This window comes from Candidatus Paracaedibacteraceae bacterium, assembly GCA_019636055.1.
Taxonomy (GTDB): domain Bacteria; phylum Pseudomonadota; class Alphaproteobacteria; order Paracaedibacterales; family Paracaedibacteraceae; genus Paracaedibacter.
Window position 1 is genome coordinate 119,145 of sequence record JAHBYH010000004.1, and the last position, 18,614, is coordinate 137,758.

Here is an 18,614-nt window from a genome sequence, read left to right on the forward strand (position 1 = left end):
GAGATGGTATGCCTTATACAGAACTGACTTTACCTAAAGCGATTCTTTTTGATTGGGATAATACCTTGGTTGATACAATGCCATTGATTATCTCATCCATTAATCACGCCTTAGTCCATTTTAATATGGATCCTTGGACACCCGAGGATGTAAAAAAGAAAACCCAGTTATCAGCTCGGGATTCTTTGCCTTTGATGTTTGGAGAGCGTTGGAAAGAAGCTTTGGGAATTTACCGTGATTTTTATCATCAGAATCATATTAATCAGTTAAAGCCATTTGATGATGCCTTGTCCTTGTTAGATTGTCTTGCTGAATGTGGTGTACAGATCGCGCTTGTTAGTAATAAAGTCGGGGAAACACTTCGGAATGAAGTTCTTCACTTAGGTTGGGAAGGCCGGTTTGGTGCGATGATTGGGTCCGGGGATGCTGATCGGGACAAGCCCCATGCTGACCCGGCTTTGTTGGCCTTGTCCCAATTAGGGGTTCAGCCTAGTTCTGATGTGTGGTTTGTCGGCGATGCAACTGTTGATTGGGAGTGTGCAAAGAATTCAGGATGTTTGCCTGTACCCATTGGTTTTGCTCATGCCGAGGCATATCATTATCCTTATGCTGTTGAAAATTGTGGGGATCTGAAAAAAAATATTAAAAAAGTTCGAAATGCCCCTTGGCAATAGAAAAAAATCATCGTATTCTTTAAGGTGAATAAAATTTAAATAAATTACGGAGATCTAAAGTGGCGACAGACAAGCCCGTTAATGTTCAAGATGTTTTTTTGAACCATGTTCGCAAGAATAAAACACCTTTGACAGTTTTTCTAATCAATGGTGTTAAGTTACAAGGTGTTGTAACTTGGTTTGATAGCTTTTCCATGTTGTTGCGTCGCGATGGTCATTCTCAGCTTGTATACAAGCACGCAATATCTACAGTTATGCCCCAAGGGCCGATTCAATTATTTGAAGGCACCGGCAGCCACTCCTCCGAAGAAATTGTTGACTAGTTTTTACTAGTCTTTTTTTTTGAGGATAGGTCTGTAGTTTTCCCGGTTGACTTTCCGACAGTGTCAGATTGCTCATGTTCTACTGACTATAACATTTTGCTTTGTGTGCTTTGTCGGAAACTCAATTTATCGGGGATTAGGAATGACAGCTAGATAGAATGCCTATATCTAAAAAAGAGGGATCTTTAACTGCTAGTGGGGACTCCCTCATAAAATATAGGGATTGAACATCCTATATTATTGGTAATTTACCCATACGCTATCAACTTGACTAACTATAGAGCTCAGACAAGATGTGTTTTAATAATTCTAAAATATCTCTATATATCTTTGGGCGCTGATCAAGCGGGTGGCGAGGAATTGCATCAAGTAGGGCAGCAATATTGTATTGGTGGATCCGTAAATCTAGATCATTCGGGATTTCAATGCCACCGTCGGTTAGGCCTGTTAAAAAGCCCGTTTTAAATGTTCCTGACATTTTGTGGCCATATCGTAACATTGTGGCTACATCATCTGTCCATGATCCTGCATACGCGAACTCCCAGTCGAGAACTGCACTGATTTTCCATTTATCGCCATATTGCTTTACTAGAATATTCGCAGGGTCAAAATCAGCATGAACTAAATTTTTTTTAATTATTGCATGATCTGGTAATAATTGGATACAGCGGTTTAACGATGACCTCATTTCCATACTTAAATATTTTGCAACCTGAGGATGATTCAGCATTTCTAATGAAAATTGTTTGATACTTTCATCAGGGATGCCTTGGGCATGGTTCAACTCTGTAAAGAAGATATCCGGTTCGGTTGGGGTTAACGTTGCTATCTTAGATAAGATTATCCCAACATCGTACATGATTTCGTAAAGATTATAAGATTCGTTCCTTAGGAGCAGATCTCTGAGGGGAATTCCTGGCATAAATTGTGTAATTGCAAAGCAATATCCCTCGATCTTATTAATATGGTACGTTTGGGGTAACGGGATTATGTTTTTAAGGGCAGACCCTAGTTTTTCTTCAATGAGTGCAGCATTTGCATCGCGTAGATAGATTCTGAGTAATACAGGATCTGCCTCATGGGCAAAAGTAACTTTATAATTAAGATTGGCACAACCGCCAGCGATTAATTCATGAGACAATAGCTTTTTATGAGGATAGCTAGCTTGTATCATTTTTTCAATGACACTCTCAGCAATTTTATGATGACTACTAGTTTTTTCCCAGTCTGTTTTAAACATGATGATTTTCTAGTTTTCCAGTGCCTTTTTCATATCATTCATCAGGCGGCGCATCATCTCAAAGTATAAATCTTGTCCTGGGGTGAGGCCAACGCCTAGCGCATCAATTTGGGCATAGGTAACCCCCGATTCCTTGCTGATTTTTGTTAGTATTTTGGTTTCAAATTGGGGTTCTGAGAATATGGCAACAGCACCCGTATTTGCAAATTCATTGACACGTTTAATGTCTTGAGCCGTTGGTTCTCGGTCGGCGTGGATGCGAATAGCTCCGACGCATTTCGTGCCATAGCTGGTATCAAAATATTGCGTAAAATCATGGTAGGTTAGATATTGTTTTCCTTTTACTGATTTCATTTCAGTGAAAATGTCAGCATTTAGCTGATTCAATTTTGCTATAACCTTTTTAGAATTTGCCAAATAATCCGCCGCGTGCCGCTGATCAAGTTCCGACAGAATCTGGGTAATTTTCGTGACAAGAGCTTTAGCATTTGGTACAGCAAGCCATAAATGGCCATCTTTTCCTGATATTTCATGATGATGATCCTTGTGATGATCGCAATCACAACCGATTGGTAAGTCAATAGGGCAACACGTTTCTGGCTGATCCTTAAATGTCCTTAAGGGCAAAAGGTTCACACCGTCTGTTTGTGTCATTGCTATTTTATATTTTGCTTTTGTTGCGTCAATCGACCCTTTGAATGTCGTCTCGTACTCTGGGCCAACCCAAACAATCACATTGGCATTATTCAGCTTTGTGGCTTCTGAGGGCTTTAGGCTGTACCCATGGGCGGATTGCTTAGCTTCAATCAAAAGCTCTGGTTCTGCAATTCCTTCCATGACGCCAGCAACAAGCGAATGTATCGGGGCGATTGTCACAACGACTTTAGGTTGGGTTTCATGATGCGCTTTATGATTAACCCCCTTAGCAAAAGCAAGTGAGATTATGCAGGATAGAATTAAAATAAAGCGCATGGTTTCCTCATTATTTCTTCGTTTGTGCTAGGTTGATTGCGTCTATAATAACTTTTTCAGCGCGGTCTTTGCCTTCCCAGCCAACAACCTTTGCCCACTTGTTTTTCTCAAGATCTTTATAATGCGCAAAGAAATGGGCGATTTGTTCCAGCTTGAGTTCAGGGATATCTGTATGGCTTTCGATATGTGCAGTCATAGGACTGATTTTTTTTGTTGGGACAGCAAGTAATTTTTCATCTTGTCCGGCTTCGTCTTCCATAATTAAGACGCCAATTGGGCGCGCAGCAATAACACAACCTGGTATCAGTTTTTCTTCGCAGTACACAAGAACGTCAACTGGGTCTCCATCATCTGACAGTGTGTTTGGGATAAAACCATAGTTGCATGGATAGTGCATGGCTGTGTGCAGCATGCGATCAACGAAGATAGCCCCTGATTCTTTGTCCATTTCATATTTTACAGGGTCAACACCTGCCGGGACCTCAATGATAACGTTAACTTCATGCGGTGGGTTTTTACCAACTGGGATTAGGTCTACTTTCATTTATTTCCTGTCGTTCTCGAGTTTATTTTTTTTGATTATAGCATATTTAGTGTGGAGCACGAGCTTCTTTTTATTGACAAATTTAGTTAAATTTTACAATCATAATTTATGACTGAGTAATTAACTTAAACTTAAAGTAGTTTGGAAGATAATAATATTACTTTATGGTTTTGAGTGTTCATAGGGGGAAGTATGAGAATACTTGGATTATTATTCTTGCCTGTTTTTTTTAATGTATATGCAGCAGAGTCAATAGGAGAGCCGGTTGATATCCATCCGCTCTTAGCTCAGCCAGAGGTAGAACCAGTTTCTATTACGCTAACTCTTGACCCTAACTCAATTCCCCCGGAGTTGACACATCTTCTTAAATTTTTAAAATCTGATGGTGTTCAGTGCGAAGTGAGTCATTCTGAACCTGAGATTGTTTCACAGATATGGCGAGACCTTGCAGCTGAATTTAGTGATTATTCCTATTTATATCAATCAAAAACTCAAGAAAAACCTTTTCGGATCTTGTCCTTGGATGGTGGTGGTATTCGGGGGTTAATAACGTGTGTATTCTTATCGCATTTGACGCATATTACGGGTAAGCCTGTTCATGAGTTGTTCGATATGATCGTTGCAACATCAACGGGAACTTTGATTGCAGCGGGGTTGGGTACTAAAAAAACGGATAGCACCATTCCAATTCAGCCAGATTATTCTTTGTTGCCCTATAAGGATAGTATTGACTCACCTTATTTTTCTCCGGAAGAACTGGCTAGTTTGTACTTGGTCGATGGAAAGACAATATTTTCAGGGAATGGGTGGCTGTCAGGATGGAATGGACCGAAATATCCGGATACAGGGATTAATAGTGTTCTTCGCAAGTATTTCAAAAATAATTTGTTGTCAGATTTGGGGATTCCTGTTGTCTTAACAGCATATGATTTGCATCAACGTGTAATTCACCCCTTTTATTCATTTGGTGATCACGCTTTGGATCATGGTATTTTTGTGCACGAGGCCGTCCGTGCCTGTGTTGCGGCTCCGACATTTTTTACACCAGTAATGGTTTTGAAGGGGATTTTTTGTGATGCTGGTATTGTTAAAAACAACCCAGCGTCTTTAGGGATTGCGGTTGCTGCTGAGCATTTTGGCGTTGAGCCAACACGTGTTAGCTTACTCTCATTAGGTTGCGGGCATTGTGTCGATGCTAAATCACTGAGCTTCTACCAAACTATTGGGGTAAAAGGCTGGGCGGATGAGCTTTTATCCGGTGTTTTGGATGGCCAAGCAGACCATGAAATTATCTATACACTTCATAAATCAGGTGCTGGTCCAATGCATTACTTGCGGATTAGTCCGCTTATGGATACAGCTCTTATGACAACGGATGATACAACGCCCTCTAACTTTAAGGGATTGTCTAGCGCTGCAATTAGTGAAATTAGCCGACGCCACAAGGATTTCTCACGGTTGGCAGAGAGACTAACTGGTGATAAACCTAAAGATTTAAAGCCAGATTCCGATCCCGTAAAAACGAAGGCATTACCGTTGAGTCTATTGCCCAGCCAAACTGATTCAATTCCTGATTTGTCGTCTGGTACTCATCCTCTTATCCAGCAATCCTTATCTTCACCCGCTTTACTTTCCTTGGATCAGCCTCAACAACCTCAAACTGAACTGGAAGTTTTGGGTGATGGATCAATTCCCCCCGCACTGGAACCCGACCAGCCAAAGAGCTAACAAGACCACCGATGGTCTCAATTTCATCTTCGAGGTCTTCGACCATCAGGTCAAGTCCCATGGACTCTTCTATCTCTTCCAAGGCAAATCGACCGTCTGCAACGATGGATCCGTCAGGCTTTTTATGAAGTTCGTCTTCCATTTCAACTTGATCATCGTGGATGTTCCCAACGATTTTCTCAACGATTGTTGTCAAGGATACTAGACCATCAACCCCGCCGAATTCATCAACGACGATGGCAAGACGCGACCCATTTTGACGTAAGCTATACATCAAGTCCAAGGCGCGCATTGCCGGCGAAATGAATAAGACTTCTTTCATCATATTTTTGATATTGAGTTTTTTGCCTGATGCTTTCCATGCTAGAACATCCTGAACGTGCAATACGCCTAAGATCTCGTCAAGGGTATGGCGATATACCGGAATCCGTTGCATGCGCGTGCGTGTAAATGTTGCAAGTAGGTCTTCTTCTGTTGAATCAAGGGTCAAGGCTACGATATCAACGCGCGGAATCATGACGTCAGCAGCCGTTAGTTCGGTAAAATTAACAAGGTTACCTAAAAGTTCACGTTCATCAGACGGGATTGGCTGGCCGCCATCCTCAATGTGCTCTTCAATGAGTTCTTCAAGTGTTTCGCGCAGATTGCTTGATTCAGATGAATCTGCTGCTTTTTTTCTGCCCTTAAAAAACTTTTTAATTGAATTGTTAAAAACAGATAACAGCGACGGTTCTGGTTCTGGTGAGCTTGGCATATTTACTCCTTGTATGGATTAGGTATAGATTGTTTTGCAAGAATGTCAACTTCTAACGTTTCCATTTCTTGGGCTTCATCATCAGTTTCGTGATCAAAGCCTAGTAAGTGCAAAAGACCATGAACAGTTAAATGCAGGACATGGTTTTGCAGGGTTTTCTCTTGGTCTTTTGCTTCGTGTTGAATTGTCTCAAACGCCAAAGCGATATCACCAAGATGAAAATGGGCATCATCGGGCAAATAATCAAGGTCTTCGTCGGTCATCCCGGGAAAGGATAGCACGTTGGTTGGCTTGTCTTTGCCGCGGAATTCACGGTTCAATATTTGAATTTCGGAATCATTCGTCAGTTTAATGTTAACCTCGACATCACGATCAAAATCAAATTCCGCTAAAACAACACGTGTGATTTCGCTTAAAATTGAGTCCCAGTCAATATCCAAGCGTTTCCATTGGTCAGATCCATGGATAATGACTGGGACAACTTTGGTTTTACTTCGATCGGGCATGAGGTTTAAAATCGGCCGGTGTGTTATGCATCACATCTGCGGCATAGGCTTTCACAATACTTGATACTAAATGATGTCTTACCACATCTTTTTCATCAAATTCAACAAATTTAATCCCCTCGACACCGCGAAGAATGCGTACAGCTTCCCATAATCCGGACGTTATACCACCGGGTAGGTCAATCTGAGTTAGGTCACCCGTGATGACCATGCGTGAATTGTTACCAAGGCGAGTTAAGAACATTTTCATCTGCGCCGATGTTGTGTTCTGTGCTTCGTCCAAGATCACAAAGGCATTCGATAATGTGCGCCCGCGCATAAAGGCGAGGGGGGCGACTTCGATTTCTCCGCTGGCCAGGCGTTTCTGAACCTGATCCCCCGGGAGCATATCATACAAAGCGTCATACAGGGGACGAAGGTACGGATCAACCTTTTCACGCATATCTCCTGGTAAGAAACCAAGACGTTCACCCGCTTCAACTGCTGGTCGTGATAAGATGATTCTTTCAACTGTTCCTGACAAAAGGAGTGAGACACCAATTGCTGCGGCCAGATATGTTTTACCTGTACCGGCGGGGCCTAATCCAAAGACTAAGTCATGGGTTTTTAAGGCTTGCATATATTCTGCTTGGTGATTTGATCTTGGGAAAACCATGCGACGCTTGGTGGCAATCGACATGCTTTCATCTCCCTGCAGGATTTGATCATCCGCAGACAGTGGGACGGTAGCGGTTGCCATGCGAACGGCTGCTTCGACCTCTTCCGTATCCACGGTAAATCCCTTGATTAATTGGGAGTGAAGGTATTGGATAGCAGCTTTTGCATAGGACGCCTCTGGCTCTGCCCCACTGATGGAAATATGATTTCCACGCAGAGCCAAGGAAACACCAAGGCGCTGTTCGATTCGGGTTAAGTGGCGGTCGTGTGGACCGACTAGGGCTGATAATAGAGCATTGTCGGTAAATTCCAAGTGGAATTTATGAAGATTCTCTTTCGTCATATAGCCTCGATCTGTTAGAGCCTAGACAAGAACTTGCTCGTCCGTCAGAATTCTTGCCCTTATACCATTAGCATGACCTGATTCAACGACTACGTCAACTATTTGTCCGATCAAGCGTTCATTTCCTTCCATGGTAACCGATTGCATATAAGGTGAACGGCCACTGAGCTGGTTTTCATGACGTCCTTTACGTTCTATTAACATTCTCATCTTTTGACCGACGCAGGCCTTGTTAAAATCAAATTGATGTTCATTCAGGACGGCTTGTAACTGTTGCAGACGTTCGGATTTAACTTCATCCGGGATTTGCAATTCCATTAATCCAGCAGGAGTTCCGGGGCGGATGCTATACATGAATGAATATGCTTGGGCATAACGCACCTGCTTAACCAAGTCGAGTGTTTGTTCGAAATCCTTATCTGATTCACCCGGGAATCCGACAATGAAATCCGAAGAGAGCGCGATATCAGGGCGCGCAATGCGCAAGCGTTCCAGAATCTCTAGATAGCTCTCGCGGGTATGTTTGCGGTTCATGCCTTCTAAAACGCGATTTGATCCGGCTTGGACGGGAAGATGCAGATAGGGCATCAACTGAGGAACATCACGGTGGGCATCAATCAATTCTTGATCCATATCGCTTGGGTGAGAGGTTGTATAGCGAATTCTCTCAATCCCGTCAATTTCTGCAATTTCATGAATGAGTCGTGCTAGGTTCCAGTCTTTATCGCCCATCAGGGGAGCGCCGTGATACGCGTTAACATTTTGCCCCAAGAGGGTGATTTCCCGTGTCCCCATTTTGGCCAAGTGGCGGGCTTCGTCGATGACTTCTTTGGCGGGGCGAGAGAATTCAGCACCCCGGGTGTATGGCACAACACAGTAGGTACAGAATTTATCGCACCCTTCTTGAATGGTCAGAAAACTAGCGGCACGGTTCACTTCTGTGTTGGGTAGGGTATCAAACTTGCTTTCAGCCGGAAAATCTGTGTCAATGACGCCAACACCCTTTCCGGTTTTGCCTTCTTTCATATCCTTGGTGCGTTTTGCACGAGCCACCATTTCAGGCAGACGATGATAAGCTTGGGGACCAAACACAATATCCACATACGGGGCATTGCGCATAATTTCAGCGCCTTCTGCTTGGGCAACACATCCACCAACAGCAATAATCATGTCGTTATTATCTTGACGTCGTTCGTCCCTGCGATCGCGTAATCGTCCCAAGTCAGAATACATTTTTTGCTCAGCTTTTTCACGAATATGGCAGGTGTTCAAAATTGCAAGATCCGCATCGTGTGGCGTTTCTGTCAAGGCATACCCCATCGGCGTCAAGATATCAGCCATTCTCTCTGAATCGTAAACGTTCATCTGACAGCCGTAAGTTTTGATAAAAAGCTTTTGCATTATTATTTCCGAGAAAACTAGTTTTTCAACAGTTTATGGGGAAACGCAAAACGATGCAATGACTTTGTTAGTTTTCTGTTTTGTCCATTTGCAAAAGTTTGTTTATATGATTCGTTGCATTCCCGAGAGTTGATATTGATTGACTTCTAAACTCAGGTAATTTGCTCTGTAAGATTGAAATTGTCATACTTGCAACGGCTGGAATGCTTCTTTGAAGAGGGGCAATGCCAGGAAATGCATATTTGACTAAAATATCTTTGAGAGAATGATCGCTATCCATTAAATTATCATTGACTATAACAGACAGTCGTTCAGAACTAAGTATGCCAAAGAGTGTGTCCAGGCTAGAGTCAACATTTGGATCGTTTTTTAACCGGTAAACTGACCATGTTTGTTTTTTTTCTGCGGCTCTTGTATAGTAATCTTTTGCTGCATTTAACTCCCCAAAACTTCGTAATTTCTCACCAATTATCAAATTCATAAAACCAAGTTCTAGGTCGCTTAAGTTCTCTTGGTTTCTGACCTGTATTTGGATGACATCTTGTAATTCATCAACGTTATTTGCGGAGTATATTTGCGCCATAGAACCAAAAAATTCATGGCTGTGCGAGAGATTGGGCTCACTTAGTGTGCCATTGTTTACCATAAAAAAAATCTTCAAAAGTTTTGGGATATAACCTTTGTTTGTTCTGAAAATTTCATTAAGTTTTTTCTCAATTATTCTTGATGGTTTAAGGCTTTTGAAACTTATTATTGCATAGCCGACTGATTTCTGGATGTTTGACATATCTAATCCATAGTTTCTGGGTGCATTTTGTCCTTTAAAAGGCCAGATAGTTTCAAGATATTCAACATTAATAAGTGAGCTAAACTCAGGGTTGGTCAGCACATCAGCAGACATATTATCCTCAATTGGCACTACAAGCTGTCCATTTGGACTCAGGAGCCCAAGGCATTGGTATATTATTTCATTTATGTGCGCAAAGAATTGAACTGTTTTCCTGTCGATAACAATTAAATCAAAACATGATTCTAGCTGATTGAATATTTTGAGGGCGACTGGACTTCGAGCCGCAAAGTCCATGATTAAATAGGGATCTGGATTTTGAAGATTATGTGCAATAGCGTAGGGATCTAAATAGGACCAATTGTATCTGACATTATTAAATGGCTCGGATGGATCAGCCATGCCTTGGGCATTGCCGCGGCCAATGATCAGGCCTCGTGGAGGAAATAATTGCAATATTCTATTAATTTGCTGGTCGATATTATATCCCTCGAAATCTCCTTCGGATGAAATCACCATGCTGAGATCATTTTTATAAGGGATCGTAGGTTGCTGTGCAGCAAAAAGAATTTCGGTAAGAAGGTAAGAGTTAAAAATGAATTTCATGGTATATCTTGATTTTTAGAGTAGTATACAAATGATTTAATATTTTACTCAATTATTCAACATATTTTGGCAAGTTAATTTAGAGGGAGGGGAGGCGAACTCACCCCGCATACTGTGCGGTGAGTTCTTCCACTTTTGCCTCATCAATCTTTTCAATCAGGCGCATTGGTTCAGCCAGCGCATGACCAGCAACGTATCCTGTAAAATCTAAGCCTGCATTGAACGGGGTACTGGATAAATCTGTCGTATCGTTCAATAGCCCCAGGATCTGTTGAGACAATGTCGGCATGACAGGGTGCCCTAGAATAGCAAACAGGCGCAATAAGTAAACACAATGGGTTAAGCAAACGCCTGCAGCCTCTAGATTATCCTTTGCTGTTTTCCAAGGTTCATTGACGGTAATGTATTCGTTGGCAACAACCCAGATAGCGCGCAGGTGCCCCATTGCTTGTCGGAAACGCATCTCTTTATGGGCGGATTCGTATTCTCCGACCAGATGTTTGAGTTTTGCCATTAAATCTTGATCGAGGTGATTGTCTAGAGTTGTTGGAACTTTACCATCGAAATATTTATGGATAAGAGAGAAGCTTCGATTTGCAAAGTTCCCCAAAATATCCGCGAGATCTTTGTTAATGATGGCAGCAAAGTGACTAAAAGTAAAGTCTGCGTCATCGCTTTCCGGGCAGTTCGCCATCAGGTAATACCGCCAGTAATCAGCCGGGTACAGATCTAAGGCTGCATCTGTGAAAATACCACGCTTTTGGCTGGTAGAGAACTTCCCCTTATCATAATTGAGCCAGTTAACGCCTTTAATGTAATCCACTTGTTTCCAGTTTTGTTGGGTTGCCATCAGCATGGCTGGCCAAAAGATGCTGTGGAACGGGACGTTGTCTTTGGCCATAAACTGAACGTAATGAACTTTGTCTGGGTTTTTCCACCAATCTTGCCACGCATCAGGTTGGCCAATGGCCGTAGCCCAGTCTTGGGTGATGCTGATATAACCGTTGGGTGCATCAAACCAAACATAAAATACTTTTTCGTCGTATCCTTCTAGAGGGACAGGAACACCCCATTTTAGATCGCGGGTAATACAACGGGGTTGCAGGCCTTCTTTGAGCCATTTTTTTGCAATTCCTTTGACGCCGTCGGGCCATTCAGGACGCTCTGCAACCCAAGCTTCTAACGGAGCATTCAGTTTATCAAGAAGTAAGAAGATATGTTTTGTTGATTTGAGCTCAATGTCTTTACTGCCGGAAATTGCAGAGTAGGGATCTTTCAAATCTGTGGGTTCCAACAAGCGGCCGCACCCGTCACATTGATCACCTCTGGCTTTTGTATAACCACAACTCGGGCAGGTTCCCTCAACATAGCGGTCAGGTAAAAAGCGATGATCAGCATGAGAATAATATTGTTGAATTTCACGCTCTTCAATATATCCATTCTTTTGCATTTCCAAGAATAGATCTTGGGTGAGTTTGTGATTAGACGGAGAGGATGATCGTCCGAAATAATCAAAAGAAATCCCAAACCGCTTATAGATATCCTTTTGAACCTCAAACATTTGGGCACAATAATCCTGAACGGATTTACCAGCGGCCTCGGCGGCAATTTCTGCGGGTGTTCCATGTTCATCTGTCCCACAAATATACAAAACATCCTCGCCATGTTGCCTTAAATAACGGGCATAAACATCGCCGGGAAGCATGGATCCAACCAGGTTTCCAAGATGTTTGATACCGTTAATATAGGGGAGGGCACTGGTAATAAGATGTTTTTTTGTCATATTTTCAGTCTATATAGTTCAAGTGTTTGCTTAGAAATATAGCAGATCAGACAACCGATCGGTAGGGGAATTTTGCAGAACATTGGCTTTGCGTGAATTACCTCTCTCCTGCGAAGGAAATCCCCCTACGCATTGACTTCAGGTGGGAGAACTCGTTTATCTGCAGAGATCAAAACATAAAAGGTCGGAACAACAAAGATGGTAAAAAATGTACCGATTAACATGCCGGCGACAATGGTAATACCGATGCTGAATCGGCTGGCAGAACCGGCACCGCTTGCCATAATTAACGGTACAAGGCCAACGACCATCGCGGCTGTTGTCATTAAAATTGGGCGCAATCGAATCATCGCTGATTTAATAACCGCTTCGCGTTTTGATAATTCTTCTTCTTCACGGATTTGATTGGCGAATTCAACAATCAGAATGCCATGTTTTGTGATCAAACCAATCAGGGTGACAAGACCGATCTGTGAGTATATATTCATAGTGCTAAAGCCGATAAAAAGAATCAAGACTGCGCCAAAAATCGACATAGGTACACTTAACATTACAATGAATGGGTCGCGCAGACTTTCAAACTGAGCCGCCAAAACAAGGAAGATAATGATTAAGGCAAACAAGAACGTTTGCATGAGCGCATTACCTTCTTGGATATATTGTCTGGATTGGCTCAAGAAGTCGTAGGTAACTCCTTGGGGGAAGTTTTTCTTTGCATAATCTTCAAGAAAAGTGATCGCATCACCTAATTTAACCCAAGGCATCGGAACAGCTTGGAACGTTGCTGAATTTATCTGGTTAAATTGAGTTAACTGGTTGGGTTCAACAATAGTTTTTGTTGTTGCAATGGTTGATAGGGGAATTTGTTGGCCAGATCTTGTGGGGACATAAAAATCCATCAGACTGTCTGCGGATAGTCGTTCACTTCTCGGCGTTTGTGGAATGACTTGATAACTGCGCCCTAATAAATTAAAGCGGTTAACATAATTTCCCCCCATATAGATAGCCAATGTTGTCCCTAAGGTTTGCATATTAATCCCAAGGTCGTTGGCTTTGTCTCGGTCAATTGTTAGTTTTATAGCGGGGTTGTCATAGGATAAATCACTGTCTGTGACAATAAATAAACCGCTTTTGAGGGCAGCTATTTTCATGTCTTCGACGAGTTTATAAATCATCGTATAGTCACTTAGGCTTGTAACCACAAACTGAACAGGCATCCCGCCAGAGTTCCCTGGCAGAGGGGCCGGTTGGAAGACGAATCCACGAACACCGGTTAATGTCCCCAGATCATTTTGGATTTCTTGTTGGAGTTTATGGGTAGAACGCTCCCGTTCACTCCAAGGTTTTACAATTAACCCGCTGAATCCTGAGTTAACTGTATCCATACCCGCAATAGAAAAGATAAGCTCTTTTTCCGGATAGTCTTGTAATTTAGAGATTGCTTGATCCGCATAAAAACTCATAAAATCAATGTTGGCATATTGTGGACCTTTTGTTGCCATCATGACAATCCCCTGATCTTCTTCAGGAGCCAGCTCCTTTGAGATATGCGGGATGAATAGCATCGTCAAAATCATAATGACTCCAAAGCTAAAGACAATAAACTTTCGGTTAGCAATAATTTTGGTTAGCCGTTGTTCATAGGCTTTGGCTATATTGTCGAAATAGGTTTCGACTTTATGAGCAAACTTCGTGTTCATCGATTCCTTATTCAGGATCTTACTACACATCATGGGGGACAGAGTGAGTGCAACTATTCCTGAAATGATGACAGAACCTGCTAGCGTCAAGGCAAACTCACGGAACAGAGTTCCTGTCAATCCCCCCATAAACGCGATGGGCGTATAGACAGCTACAAGGGTAATGGTCATTGAGATAACAGGGACGGCAATCTCACGTGTTCCAATTAAGGCTGCTTCAAATGAGGATTTTCCTTCTTGCAGGTGACGAAACACGTTTTCTACAACAACAATAGCATCATCGACCACAAGGCCAATCGCTAAAACCATAGCTAATAATGTTAAAATGTTGATACTAAACCCAAGCATCAAAAGGAATGTTGATACCCCAACAATAGAAAGAGGGATCGTAATAATCGGGATAAAGACAGCTCGCATATTGCCAAGGAATAAAAATATAACAAGAATAACAATTAAGCTTGCTTCAAGGAGGGTTTTTACGACTTCATCGATGGATGCTTGGATGAATTTCGTCGCATCATAGGCGATATCGAGTTTTAATGATGGCGGGAAATTCACTGAAAAATCCGTTAGTGTTTTCCGAACTTCTTTGACGACAGTCAGTGGATTGGCTGTGGGCGTTGTTTTAACGCCGATAAAGACAGATTTTTCACCGTTCATTTTGACAACAGAGTCATAACTTTGGGATGCAAGTTCGATTTCGGCAATATCTTGAAGGCGTAAGACAGCTGAACCACTTGACCGTAAAATAATCTTCTTAAATTCGTCTGCTGTTGTTAATCCTGTGTTTGCATCGACATTTTTGACGATAAAATACCCTTTGGTTTGGCCGGGGGCAGATTGATAATTATTCTGTTGTAGGGCAGTCATGACTTCCGTGCTGGAAATTTTATTCGCAGCCAGTTTTTGCGGGTCTAACCAAATGCGCATAGCAAAAGTTTGACCACCGAGAATCTGTACTTCTGAAACTCCAAACACAGTTGCTAAGCGCGGTTGAATTTGTCTGTTAATATAATCGGTTATTTGTTCATTGGTCATATCCGGGCTGGAAAAACTGGCATATAGCAGGGAGTATGTTTCACCTGTTGTTTTCTTAATGACCGGAGACTCAACTTCACGAGGGATCGAGCTGATAATTTCTTGAACTTTAGCCGAGACCTCGGTTAAGGCTGTATCCGGTGGGAAGTTCAGGCGCATGTAGGCACTAACTACACTCACCCCTTGTCGACTAACTGACGTGACATAATCAACACCTTCTGCTGCTGCGACAGACTTTTGTACCGGGTCTGTCACAAAACCTTGCATTAAATCGGCGGTTGCTCCGGGGTAAGCTGTTGTTATGGTAATAACGGTGTTTGTCAACTCTGGATATTGTCGAACTTGCATTTCTGCAATGGATTTCAATCCAATTAAAAAGATAAGGGTGCTTATGACACCGGCCAAGACGGGGCGCTTAATAAAAATATCAGTAAATCGCATGGTTTGTCCTATGGTTTTGGTGTCGTCTCAGGGATGGCTGGTACCGGGTCATCACTCAAATTAACGGCAGCACCATTATTTAGTTTTAATTGTCCTGCAGTGACGACAAGATCATCTTTAGCAAGACCTGATAAAACTGCAACGCGTCCTTTTCGGTTAGCCCCTGTCTTAATGAAACTTTTCTTAACGACCATATTATTTGGATCTGTTTGATCAACAATATAAACAGAACTACCATAAAGACCATATTCTATTGCTGTTTCGGGCACGGTAATTGTTGGTTTTTTATCGGATAAGACAACGCGAATTGTTCCAAACATCCCACTTTTGAGTTTTCCTTCTTTATTTTCTGCTGTTGCCTGAATTGAGACATTACGAATGTCTTGTGAAATTTGTGGGTCAATGGATGTGATATTCCCTTCAAATTCTTGATTTCCCATGGCATCAACAGTGAAATAGATTGTTTGCCCTGTCTTTATCTTATCTGCAAATCTTTCGGCTATCGTAAAGTTAACAAACAGATGATCATCATTTGTTAATGTCACGACTGGGGTTCCTGCTTGCAAATAGTCCCCAAGATTAACTTTGCGGATACCGAGTATCCCGGAAAAAGGAGCGGTGATATTTTTCTTAGCAATAGTTGCTTTTGCTTGATCAACGAAAGCTTGAGCCTGATCCATATTGGCCTTTTTTTGGTCAAAATCGGCCTTTGACTCTACTTTTTGTGTTGATAGTTTTTTAGATCTCTCTAGTGTCAGTTTTGTAATTTCAAGCTGAGCCAAGTAACGATCAAGGTCGGCACGCTCTGCTGAATCATTCAGCGAAATAATTTTATCACCATCTTTGATAGGGGTGCCGGATTCAAAATGAATGCCTGTGACTGTTCCATTAACTTCCGGGGCAATTGTTATTGCTTTTGTTGCCGTGATTGTCCCGATGGCGCGTAATTCATCGGCCCATTCTTCTTCGAGAGCCGGGATTGCAGAAACAGCTGCCGCTGGTGGTTTCATATTTGACAGAATAACAACAGGGACTAATTTATAGCCAATAGCCAAACCAATTATGATACAGAACCAAATGATTGGAGTTTTAAAAAGCTTAAAGTAACGCACTGCACGTCGAATGAGAGATACGGTTTCTTTTTCAAGGGGAAAAGGCATTATTTTTACCTCTATGCGGAATTTCCTCTATCATAGCAAAAATTACTACTTTGTAATATAGGAAAACAGATTATTTTAACTAAAGAACGATAAAGCTTTCATCACATTATTCATCTATGGTAATAAGTTCATTACTTTGTTTCTTTCCTTCGTTGATGACAGATTTTCTGCTATCTATTTCACTGATAATTCTGTCGTAAAAATCAATGTATTCCAGATGTTTTTTAAGTTGGATATCGATATTTTTTCCTTGCTGTTGTGCGTTTTTTAATGATTTATCTTCGTTGTTAAGTGCCTGAGAAACATCTCTTTTTAGGAATGCTAGTTTTAAATCAGGTAACTTTGTCAGATCTTGGTTAATATCTAATCTAAATGGTAAAGCAGAAGGTTGAATAGTTTGGACTTTTAACGTTTTTTGTTGAGGTAGAGAAGAAGGATCTTCTGTAGTTCGTAGCGATTTATTGGTCTTGAAATTTTTTCGCACCTCATCCCAATGCTTTTTATACTCATGATCGGTCTTTGATATATTGGTAATAATATTTCGTAGGCTGGATGCTTCTTTCTTTTTTTCAGATATTTTCTTTCTTGCCTCCTCTATATCTAATTGAATTTTTTTCCATAATTCAATCATTGTATAAGCCATTTCAGGGGTGATGTCGAGTGTAATGCGTTCAGAAGTAAGCGTCCTTGGTGTAGTGTTGACTGATGGAATTGCTACTGCCTGACTCATCGATATTGCCACTAAGATTAAGGGTATTTTCATCTCTTCCTTCCTTCTTATACTGAATAGGCATTCTACTGATGAAAATAGTTAAATTCGATGATAAGGAAAATGAGATAATTTATATGCTGCGGATAAACGTTCTCGGTTTTCAAAGAAGGTCATCAGAATTTCTTGATCGGGAATCTATGGAATCGTCAATAAACTGGATATCCGAACAATCAAAGCTAGGGCTTTCTAATAAAATCTTAACTTTGCTAGCCATAGATTATAAATGCAAGAAACCCGGGAAGTCCCGGGTTTTTTATAAGTCTTTAAGTTTTTACTTCTCTGAGAGTTTCTTTAAGAAGAGCTCAATGTTATTTCGAATAGCGCCTTCATTAGCAATACGAAGTCTTTCGAAACCAGCAAAAGCATCGCCAACTGTTGCTGTATAAGCCGAATCAATTTTTTCATCAAAAATGACTGTACCTGTTGTCTCGTCTTTAATTTTATAGTCAACAGATGCGCTCACTGTCATATTGAAACCAACGATAGGTTGTTTCAAAGATATCAGATTGGTCTGCAAGCTATATTTTTTCGTATAGGACCATAGATTTGCTTGTCTCAAAGATTCGATGAGTGCAGATTCAAAACTTTCAGAAGATACCTGCGATGTCCATAATGGGTTTGTATCTTTTCCTCCATCAACTACAACATGGCTAATGCTGTTGTAAAATTTAGAATTAGAGGCTACGTTAACGATTTGATTTTTCTGGATAGTCATGTTTTCAGTTTTTGCTGGACTAGCGCATCCTGAAAGTGCAATTGCTGCAACAGACAGTAGAATTAATGTATTTTTCATAAAACTAACCTTAGATTTGTTTATCTTCTAAGGTTGTATTGTGGGTGGAACTTATAGGTAAGTCAATATTTTTGAGATCGTATCCCTACACGAATTTTAACATTAAGCGACCAATCATCATTTGGAAAAATGAGATTCCTAAGATTAAAGCTAGCGGGGATAAGTCAATACCTCCCATGGAAGGAAGGGCGCGACGAATTGGGTTTAAGACCGGCTCAACGACGCGAAACAGAAACGAGTTGATATTATAGACAGCCGGGCTATACCGGTTGATAACGTCAAATGCTTCAAGCCAACTAATGATCACATAGATGACAACAGCCCACCAATAAAGATTGAGAACAACATTGATGATGTAAAGAATGGGTAAAATAATAACGTCCATGTTTTCC

16 protein-coding genes are annotated in these 18,614 nt (G+C 41.4%); 2 read left to right on the top strand and 14 right to left on the bottom strand.

Annotation, left to right across the window (positions count from 1 at the left end):
- Positions 1-8 precede the first annotated feature (8 nt).
- Positions 9-674 (top strand): HAD family hydrolase, encoded by a 666-nt coding sequence (locus tag KF820_07825; GenBank protein ID MBX3458245.1) that lies wholly within the window; start codon positions 9-11, stop codon positions 672-674.
- A gap of 59 nt (positions 675-733) precedes the next feature.
- Entirely contained in the window at positions 734-997 is a 264-nt protein-coding gene (hfq, locus tag KF820_07830) for an RNA chaperone Hfq (protein MBX3458246.1), read from the top strand.
- A gap of 271 nt (positions 998-1,268) precedes the next feature.
- On the opposite strand, the gene KF820_07835 is transcribed toward hfq, so the two are convergent.
- From KF820_07835 to KF820_07900, 14 genes are all read right to left on the bottom strand, one after another.
- A complete protein-coding gene (locus KF820_07835; protein ID MBX3458247.1) occupies positions 1,269-2,237 on the bottom strand; it encodes an aminoglycoside phosphotransferase family protein in 969 nt (322 codons plus the stop codon).
- Between the two features lie 9 nt (positions 2,238-2,246).
- A complete protein-coding gene (locus KF820_07840) occupies positions 2,247-3,209 on the bottom strand; it encodes a zinc ABC transporter substrate-binding protein (protein MBX3458248.1) in 963 nt (320 codons plus the stop codon).
- 10 nt (positions 3,210-3,219) lie between these two features.
- Complete coding sequence (gene ppa / locus KF820_07845) at positions 3,220-3,753, bottom strand: inorganic diphosphatase (GenBank protein MBX3458249.1); 534 nt, start codon at positions 3,751-3,753, stop codon at positions 3,220-3,222.
- 1,597 nt (positions 3,754-5,350) lie between these two features.
- Positions 5,351-6,235, bottom strand: coding sequence for an HlyC/CorC family transporter (locus tag KF820_07850; protein ID MBX3458250.1), 885 nt, complete (start codon positions 6,233-6,235; stop codon positions 5,351-5,353).
- A gap of 2 nt (positions 6,236-6,237) precedes the next feature.
- The gene (gene ybeY, locus KF820_07855; GenBank protein ID MBX3458251.1) at positions 6,238-6,741 is read right to left on the bottom strand and encodes an rRNA maturation RNase YbeY; all 504 of its coding nucleotides are present in this window, start codon (positions 6,739-6,741) and stop codon (positions 6,238-6,240) included.
- Entirely contained in the window at positions 6,725-7,741 is a 1,017-nt protein-coding gene (locus tag KF820_07860) for a PhoH family protein (protein MBX3458252.1), read from the bottom strand. The genes ybeY and KF820_07860 overlap by 17 nt, the downstream gene beginning before the upstream one ends.
- Before the next feature lie 21 nt (positions 7,742-7,762).
- The gene (gene miaB, locus KF820_07865; GenBank protein ID MBX3458253.1) at positions 7,763-9,142 is read right to left on the bottom strand and encodes a tRNA (N6-isopentenyl adenosine(37)-C2)-methylthiotransferase MiaB; all 1,380 of its coding nucleotides are present in this window, start codon (positions 9,140-9,142) and stop codon (positions 7,763-7,765) included.
- 67 nt (positions 9,143-9,209) lie between these two features.
- Entirely contained in the window at positions 9,210-10,535 is a 1,326-nt protein-coding gene (locus KF820_07870; protein ID MBX3458254.1) for a hypothetical protein, read from the bottom strand.
- A gap of 100 nt (positions 10,536-10,635) precedes the next feature.
- The gene (metG, locus tag KF820_07875; GenBank protein ID MBX3458255.1) at positions 10,636-12,318 is read right to left on the bottom strand and encodes a methionine--tRNA ligase; all 1,683 of its coding nucleotides are present in this window, start codon (positions 12,316-12,318) and stop codon (positions 10,636-10,638) included.
- Between the two features lie 125 nt (positions 12,319-12,443).
- Positions 12,444-15,497, bottom strand: coding sequence for an efflux RND transporter permease subunit (locus tag KF820_07880; protein ID MBX3458256.1), 3,054 nt, complete (start codon positions 15,495-15,497; stop codon positions 12,444-12,446).
- Positions 15,498-15,505: 8 nt separating this feature from the next.
- Complete coding sequence (locus tag KF820_07885; GenBank protein ID MBX3458257.1) at positions 15,506-16,657, bottom strand: efflux RND transporter periplasmic adaptor subunit; 1,152 nt, start codon at positions 16,655-16,657, stop codon at positions 15,506-15,508.
- A 106-nt stretch (positions 16,658-16,763) separates the two neighbouring features.
- The gene (locus tag KF820_07890) at positions 16,764-17,420 is read right to left on the bottom strand and encodes a hypothetical protein (GenBank protein ID MBX3458258.1); all 657 of its coding nucleotides are present in this window, start codon (positions 17,418-17,420) and stop codon (positions 16,764-16,766) included.
- A gap of 280 nt (positions 17,421-17,700) precedes the next feature.
- Entirely contained in the window at positions 17,701-18,222 is a 522-nt protein-coding gene (locus KF820_07895; protein ID MBX3458259.1) for a hypothetical protein, read from the bottom strand.
- Positions 18,223-18,307: 85 nt separating this feature from the next.
- Complete coding sequence (locus KF820_07900) at positions 18,308-18,607, bottom strand: YggT family protein (GenBank protein ID MBX3458260.1); 300 nt, start codon at positions 18,605-18,607, stop codon at positions 18,308-18,310.
- Between the last annotated feature and the right edge of the window lie 7 nt (positions 18,608-18,614).